Source organism: Candidatus Brocadia sapporoensis (assembly GCF_001753675.2).
GTDB lineage: Bacteria > Planctomycetota > Brocadiia > Brocadiales > Brocadiaceae > Brocadia > Brocadia sapporoensis.
The window spans coordinates 1-7,586 of sequence record NZ_MJUW02000051.1; the positions used below are offsets into that span (position 1 = coordinate 1).

Here is a 7,586-nt window from a genome sequence, read left to right on the forward strand (position 1 = left end):
TCCGTGCGGAGACAGGTGAGGATGAATTGTTCTTCAGGGGTTAAATTTAAATCAGACATAATATTCACCACAGAGGACACAGAGAAAAACATAGAATACAGGGTTCAAGGTTTAGGGTCTCTTGTCAAGCCGCAAAGGACGCCAAGAAGTTCACCACAGAGACAAGGAGTAGCGTAGCCACAACCAAAATATATTCACGGATTACGCAGATTAAACAGATTAATAATTTTTGCTAAAAACCTGTCCTCATGGAAATAGGGAAAGCAAGGTTTTATAAATTTGTAATACAGATTTAAATTGTTTACATTATACTACAGATTCTAATTCAATTTTCTCTATTCTTGATAGTGTTTTAGGACGTATATTTATTATTTTTATATATATTACTTTACCACCTTCGGCTTCTATATTTTTACCTATCTTGAGGTTGAATTCTTTTAGTTCCTGATCAAATTCGGGTAACAGAATAATTTCGGCATTTATAGGAATAGTATTTTCTATTTCAGGATGTTCAAATAAATACCGGCTAAACTCCGCACTTAATTCAATATTTCTTTCTATCATTTTTTTCTCGTTATCCATTTTCTTCCTCCAAAAATCTCTTTTTATAATACTGCCAGTTGGATTTCAAATCATTTTCTGCAAAGGTTAGTGCATCGTTATAATTTTGATTAAACAAAGGCGTTTTCTTAATAACTCCCCTTATATTTAAAATATCTCTATGAGCATAACCATGAGCAGTGTCATATCTAACAACAGGATACCATGTATTTCCGACTTTTGTTTCATATTGAATTCTAAAATATATTATCTTTCCCTTCTCTGAAATATGCAAATGTCTGTATCTGTCTAAATGACCTATTCTGATTACATATTCAGTTTTTTTATTTGACATTATAGGTTATTAATCCTCTATCTTTAGTTTTTCAATGAAGTGTTCCGGGATGTTTAACTTTTGACAACCCCCAATGTCCCTCTTTGATATGGAGAAACAACCCCCTGAATCCCCCTTTTCTAAGGGGGACTTGGTTGCGGCTTTGCTGCGTTATGGATAATGTATTCACTAATGCTCTCTTTTCTTTGATGAAGAAAAAGCAAAAGGGGCTTTGTTCATAATTGAGAATTTCTTTGCGCACTTTGCGTCTCTGCGTGAGGCATCTTTCTTTTCTCTCGCCAAGCCGCTAAGCACGCCAAGGAAAAAATATAAAAAGGGTCTTTATTCACAATTTAAAATTTCTTTGCGATCTTTGCGCCTCTGCGTGATGGATTATTTTTACCACAGAGGACACAGAGGGCACAAAGAAAGAATTTTGTAATACATGGTTCAAGATTCATGGATTAACGTAATAAATTAGCCACACAAGGATTTTACTCATATTAAATGTTTTAGGGTTTCAATAATGTATCATTTGCCATAATATGAATTATTCCATTCTACAAAATGTTTCATACCAGTTTCAACGGGTGCATCTTGCTTGAAACCAGCGTCTTTTATCAAAACATCAACATCTGCATAAGTAGCCGGGGCATCGCCTTGTTTCACGCCAAGCCGCTAAGAACGCCAAGAATCTAACCACAGAGACAATTATCGCTTGTCTGTTGACACATTTATCTCATCAAAGTTCAATATATCCATGTATTCCCATTCCCGCCATGCCATTAATTATATCCTCTTTCTGTTTGCACTATTTATTACATTCTCACGCTTTCAAGACGATCCACCCTTTTTTCAATTGTTGGTATAGCAAACCTCTCATACAGTATTTATTTGAACATAGAGACGCAAAATATTACGTTTCAACAATGTGAAGAGGAATTTAATGATGGTTCTTAATGGTATTTATTATATTTTTACCCGCCTGTCCATTTCCATATAGATCAACATGAAAATCAATCTTTTCATCTTTCATCTCATGATAAACATTTAATATCTTTTCCTTTTCTGCACCAGCGAGTCTGTTAAATCCTTTGTCAACCAGTTCTACCCATTCAGTTTCATCCCTTAGGGTTATGCACGGTTTTGCAAAGAAAAATGCCTCTTTTTGCACGCCGCCGCTATCTGTCAGGACCATCCTGGTATACTTCAGGAGTTCTATCATGTCAAAATAACTTACCGGATCGATAAGCTTTAAGTTTTCAGTTCTGTGGTTTATGTTCATGGAGTTAATAATTTTTTTCGTTCGCGGATGGAGAGGGAGTATGACTTCTAATTCTAAGGCAATTTCGTTCAGGGCATTAACAATATTCGTCAATCTTCCAACATCATCGGTGTTTTCTGCACGATGGATCGTACATAATAAAAAATCCTCCCCCGCCAAACCGAGTTCGTTCATTATGTTGCTTTTGTTTGCGGATACCTCTCGATAATACCAGGCTGCATCCTGCATAACGTCGCCGGTCATGACAACCTGACAGGGTAAATGTTCAAATCCCTCTCGTTTCAAATTCTCTATGGCTTTGTCCGTTGGACAACAGAGGATATCGCTTATTCTGTCAGTAAGGATTCTGTTTATCTCTTCCGGCATTTTCATGTTATAACTTCTCAGTCCCGCTTCAATATGCACCACACGGATGTGAAGTTTTTTGGCTGCCAATGCACCCGCAAGGGTGGTGTTGGTATCGCCATATACCAGGACATAGTCCGGCTTTTCTTTCAAAAGGACGGGCTCAATTCCTTCCAGCATCCTGCCTGTCATAGCGCCGTGATTCAGGGAGTTGATATTCAAACGATACCGCGGCGTTGGTATCTGCATCTCCTCAAAAAAGACGTCGGACATGTTTTTGTCGAAGTGCTGCCCGGTATGAATAATGATTTCATTAATCTCAGGGCGCTTTGAAATCTCCCTGCTGACTGCAGCAGCCTTTATAAATTGCGGACGGGCGCCAACGATTGTTATAATTTTCATGTCTTTTAGCCTGTTAAAGAAGTTTCCCCACAAAGACATCGAATACACGGAGAAAGACAAATTCTGAAAATTTTTTTAGTAAAATGCGTAACGGTACTATGCTGGGACATTCCCACCTTTATTCTGTTAAATTTAGCGTCCAGGGTTTGTGAACAATCTGATTTTCTCACTTTTCTCGACTATTCGTGATAGAATTTTTTGATTGTATGAATAATACATGAGATCGCTTCTTCGCTCATTAACGGCTCCATGGGCAAGCTTAGAACTTCACGGACTGCCTTTTCACTTTCTGTTAAATCACCATTCATTTTATACCTTCCGTCAAATACCCGCATTTTATGAAGCGGAACGGGATAATAGACCATGGTGTCAATTCCCTTTTCCTTAAGATGCTTCTGCAAGGCATCCCTTCTCTTATTGAGAATGCGGATGGTGTATTGATGGTAAACATGTCCATCGTGATTCCGTGAAGTTCCCTTGTCATCTGGCTGTGTCGTTGAGCAGTTAACAGGCAGCACAATGCCACTAACGTTAGAAAGTTCGCGGTTATAAATTTCTGCTATTTTTCGTCTGCGTTCATTGAACTCATCGATGTATTTAAACTTTGCCAGAAGGATGGCCGCCTGGAGGGTGTCGAGTCTGGCATTATAGCCAATATGGTCGACATTGTATTTGTCTTTTCCACCGTGTTTTAGCAGCATGCCCATAAGCTCGGCAAGTTCATCGTCATTTGTTGATACCATGCCGCCGTCACCAAACCCACCAAGATTCTTTGATGGGAAAAAACTAAAGGCGCCCGTCGTACCGAATGAGCCGAGTTTTTGCCGTGAGCCCTTCGACAAACCCACGGCAGGCACTGTCGGACCATTCCACGTGCCGCCAAAGGCCTGAGCTACATCTTCAAGGACAAAGAGGTTGTATTCCCTGGCAATCTTCATGATTTCGTCCATGTTACAGGACTGGCCGTAAAGATGGACGGGGATGATACCTACGATGTTGGAAGAGTTTTGAGTTTTGAGTTTCAAGTTTTGAGTTAGGTACTCACGGGTCTTTATGGGATTGATGTTATAGGTAGCAGGATCGATGTCGACAAAGACGGGAGTTGCGCCTGCGCGTAAGATGGCGTCGCCGGTTGCGGTAAAGGTAAAAGGGGTGGTAATAATTTCGTCGGTTTCATCGAAGTATTCCTGTCCCTTGAGTTTTATTGCCAGCGCTCTTAAAGAAAGGACAAGGGCTTCTGTGCCGGAAGACGCTCCTATACAGTGTTTAACGCCAAGAAATTTTGCGATGGTATCTTCGAGTTCCTTTACCTCCGGACCAAGTATCCACTTCTGATGATCGAGGCATCTTTTAATTGCAGTATCAATATCAGTCTTCATATATTGATACTCAAGCTGCAAATCCAACATCGGTATTTGTTTCATTTTTTTCCTCCTTTAGTAACCATGGACAACGATGAGCACGAAAGAATACTTTTGTTCATATCCGTATTCATTGGTATTCATCGGTGGTTAGTATTCCATCATTGAGTTGATATTCATTTCCACAATAGGCACACAGCGCATGCTCGTTGTTAAACTTCAATGTCGTTCCGCATTTGCATGCCCAACCGACCTGTTTAGCCGGCACCCCGGCAACAATTGCATGATCCGGCACGTCCCTTTTTACCACGGCGCCCGCACCGATCATTGCATACCTGCCAACGGTAATTCCACACACTATCGTAGCATTTGCCCCGATGGTTGCTCCTCTTTTCACCAGGGTCTGCTTGAATTCATGTTTCCTTTCTATGAATGCCCTGGGATTATAGACGTTGGTGAACACACACGAAGGACCACAAAACACCTCATCTTCGAGCTTTACCCCTGTATATACAGACACATTATTTTGGATTTTACATCGGTTGCCTACTTCTGCATCGGGACCTATCATTACATTCTGACTGATTATACAATTCTTTCCAACCCTGGAACCTTTCAAAATATGTGAAAAAAACCATACCTTTGTCCCTGCTCCAATCTCAGCGCCATCATCAACATATGCGCTTTCGTGGACAAAATAGGGTTGCAAAGTTGAGCGGTTGAATGGTGGAATTGCAGGCTCGTTGCGTTTGGATTCTGATACGGATTTTTCGGCTGCTTCGAGCGCCCTCAAGACACGCAATCCCTCCGCACCATCCGTCTGCGGTCTCTTTCGTTCCGTTACACATTGTATAAAATGGCTTAATTCATTCTTTAATGGTTCCCCTGGTTCTATGGGTATCACCTGATAATCAGCCTTCTGGGCAATAGGGATCTTGCCGTCTTTCCATTCTATCCTGTGCGGATACATAAACAATTTTTCATTACTTACGTCATCAAAGACAGCCATAGCCCTGGAACCAACGACAATCAATTTCTGCTCCTTGTAGGGGTGTATCCAGCTCACGAAGATATGTGCTTTTACACCGTTCCTGAAATCAAGGGTAGTCAACGTGGTGTCATAAATCCCCCGATTAAGGTAATCTCCTCCAAAGGCTGAAACGTGCTGGGGCTCTTCACCAAGAAGCGCCAGGATTACCGATATGTCGTGCGGCGCAAAGCTCCACAGGATATTTTCCTCTGTCCTGAGTTTTCCAATATTCAATCTGTTGGAGTAGATATACTGAATCTTGCCGAGTTGGCCAGTTGATATAAGTTCTTTTAATTTAATAACCGCCGGATGGTATTGAAGAATGTGACCTACCATGAGAATCCTGTTTTTATTCTCCGCAAGCATCACGAGTTCTTCACCTTCCTTTACCGTAAGTGCAAGAGGTTTTTCAACGTAGACGTCCTTCCCCACATCAAGGGCATTTTTCACCATTTCATAATGCATCACGGCCGGCGCTGAAATGGCAACTGCCTGAACTTTCTTATCGGACAGAAGGTTGCGGTATTCTGTATACAGCTTTGCTCCGGTATACGGAGTAAGATTGGAATTCCCGGGATCGCTCTCACAAATTGCATACAATGCGCCGAGTTCGTTAAAATTACGCAGCAAATTTTTTCCCCAGTAACCAGCGCCAACGACCGCTACATTTATCATGCCTTCACCACCTTACGGTCATTCAGGGAAACCCCCATGGCGTTGCGCGTGTCAATGATGAGTCTTGCATGCGCATAGAGCCACTGGTAATCATAGTCTGAATGATCCGTGGATAGAACCACTGCATCATATGACGTAACCGTATCGTTGCTCAGCGGAATGGATTTCATGTCCAGGTTGTAATGTCTGAGTTTTGGTATCTCCGGTATATACGGGTCATTATAGTCCACCACGGCGCCCTTTTCCTTATACAGTTCCAGGAGTTTTAACGATGGCGATTCTCTCATATCGTCCACATTTTTTTTGTACGCAATCCCCAGGATTAATATTTTTGCGCCTTTTATCGTTCTCCCCCTTTCATTGAGCGCATCTGCCGTTTTCTGGACTACGTAATATGGCATCTGGGTGTTTATCTCACCGGCAAGTTCAATAAAACGAGTAGTAAATTCATATTCCCTTGCCTTCCAGGTCAGATAAAATGGGTCAATGGGAATGCAGTGACCTCCAAGACCAGGACCTGGATAAAATGCCTGGAATCCAAAGGGTTTTGTCTTTGCCGCCTCTATGACCTCCCACACATCGATCCCCATCCTGTCAAAGAGCATTTTAAGTTCGTTCACAAGCGCTATATTTACGGATCTATAGATATTTTCAAGAAGTTTTGTCGCTTCAGCTACTTTAATTGAGGACACGGGAATTGTCTTAATAACTATTGAATCATAAAGCGCTTTGGTTGCTGCGAGGCATTTCTTCGTGTAACCACTCACTACCTTTGGAATCGTTGAAGTAGAGAAGTCTTTCCTGTTCGGGTCTTCCCTTTCGGGTGAAAAGGCAAGACAAAAATCCTCTCCTGCCTTTGAGCCTTTTTCTTCAAGTATCTTTTTCATGTCTTCATCTGTAGTGCCCGGATAGGTCGTTGATTCGAGGACAATAAGCTGCCCCTTTTGCAAGTATTTTGCTATGATTTTTGTGGTATTAAAGACATACGTCATATCCGGTTCGCGATTCCTGTTGAGAGGGGTGGGGACACAGATGATAATACAATCCATCGCAGATAGTTTGGAGAAATCACTTGTGGGGGAGAATCGCGATCCATTGTCCGCAATCCGCGAATCGTCAATATGCTTTATGTAGCTTTTGCCCTGCCTGAGTAGCTCTACTTTTTTATCATCAATGTCGAAACCGACGACCGTAAACCCAGCCTTACAGAATTCCATCGCAAGGGGCAAGCCCACGTAGCCAAGTCCGATGATTCCAATATTCGCCTTTTTCGATTCAATCTTTTCAATCAAGTCCATATCCAGTAAGCTCCTCAAAAGTGTTTTTACATAATCTGAAGAAAACGTATCTCTATAGTATTACCGTATAAAATCTTTCTTTTTTGGTAACCATTTAGTTTTTTAAAAATTTCCAATAAAAACCGGCTATTCCATGCAGTGCAGGGGCAGGTTTAAAGCCTACCCCTACACGTCAACATTATTCATACAGAGAGTTTTTTAAATAACAAAACTTTTACTTTTTGTAACTATTCAGCGTACTTTCGTTCACAAACACTATGAGTGAACAAAATATTGATTCTGTAATCCCGAAGGGATGTCATTATTATAGCATATC

7 protein-coding genes are annotated in these 7,586 nt (G+C 41.3%); all 7 read right to left on the reverse strand.

What is annotated here, in order from left to right:
• Positions 1–306 precede the first annotated feature (306 nt).
• The 7 genes from BIY37_RS04390 to BIY37_RS04415 all read right to left on the reverse strand — a co-directional run bounded on the left by BIY37_RS04390 (position 307) and on the right by BIY37_RS04415 (position 7,270).
• Positions 307–582: a DUF5647 family protein gene (locus BIY37_RS04390; RefSeq protein ID WP_070066620.1), complete on the reverse strand. Its 276-nt coding sequence runs from the start codon at positions 580–582 to the stop codon at positions 307–309.
• Entirely contained in the window at positions 575–895 is a 321-nt protein-coding gene (locus tag BIY37_RS04395) for a DUF7718 family protein (protein ID WP_070066621.1), read from the reverse strand. Before BIY37_RS04395 ends, BIY37_RS04390 begins: the two co-directional genes overlap by 8 nt.
• Before the next feature lie 510 nt (positions 896–1,405).
• A complete protein-coding gene (locus tag BIY37_RS13400; protein ID WP_179129284.1) occupies positions 1,406–1,543 on the reverse strand; it encodes a hypothetical protein in 138 nt (45 codons plus the stop codon).
• Positions 1,544–1,817: 274 nt separating this feature from the next.
• Complete coding sequence (gene wecB, locus BIY37_RS04400) at positions 1,818–2,906, reverse strand: non-hydrolyzing UDP-N-acetylglucosamine 2-epimerase (protein ID WP_070066622.1); 1,089 nt, start codon at positions 2,904–2,906, stop codon at positions 1,818–1,820.
• Positions 2,907–3,085: 179 nt separating this feature from the next.
• Entirely contained in the window at positions 3,086–4,330 is a 1,245-nt protein-coding gene (locus BIY37_RS04405) for a DegT/DnrJ/EryC1/StrS family aminotransferase (RefSeq protein ID WP_070066623.1), read from the reverse strand.
• 67 nt (positions 4,331–4,397) lie between these two features.
• Positions 4,398–5,972 (reverse strand): Gfo/Idh/MocA family oxidoreductase, encoded by a 1,575-nt coding sequence (locus tag BIY37_RS14125; protein ID WP_070066624.1) that lies wholly within the window; start codon positions 5,970–5,972, stop codon positions 4,398–4,400.
• Complete coding sequence (locus BIY37_RS04415; RefSeq protein WP_070066625.1) at positions 5,969–7,270, reverse strand: nucleotide sugar dehydrogenase; 1,302 nt, start codon at positions 7,268–7,270, stop codon at positions 5,969–5,971. Before BIY37_RS04415 ends, BIY37_RS14125 begins: the two co-directional genes overlap by 4 nt.
• Positions 7,271–7,586: the final 316 nt, after the last annotated feature.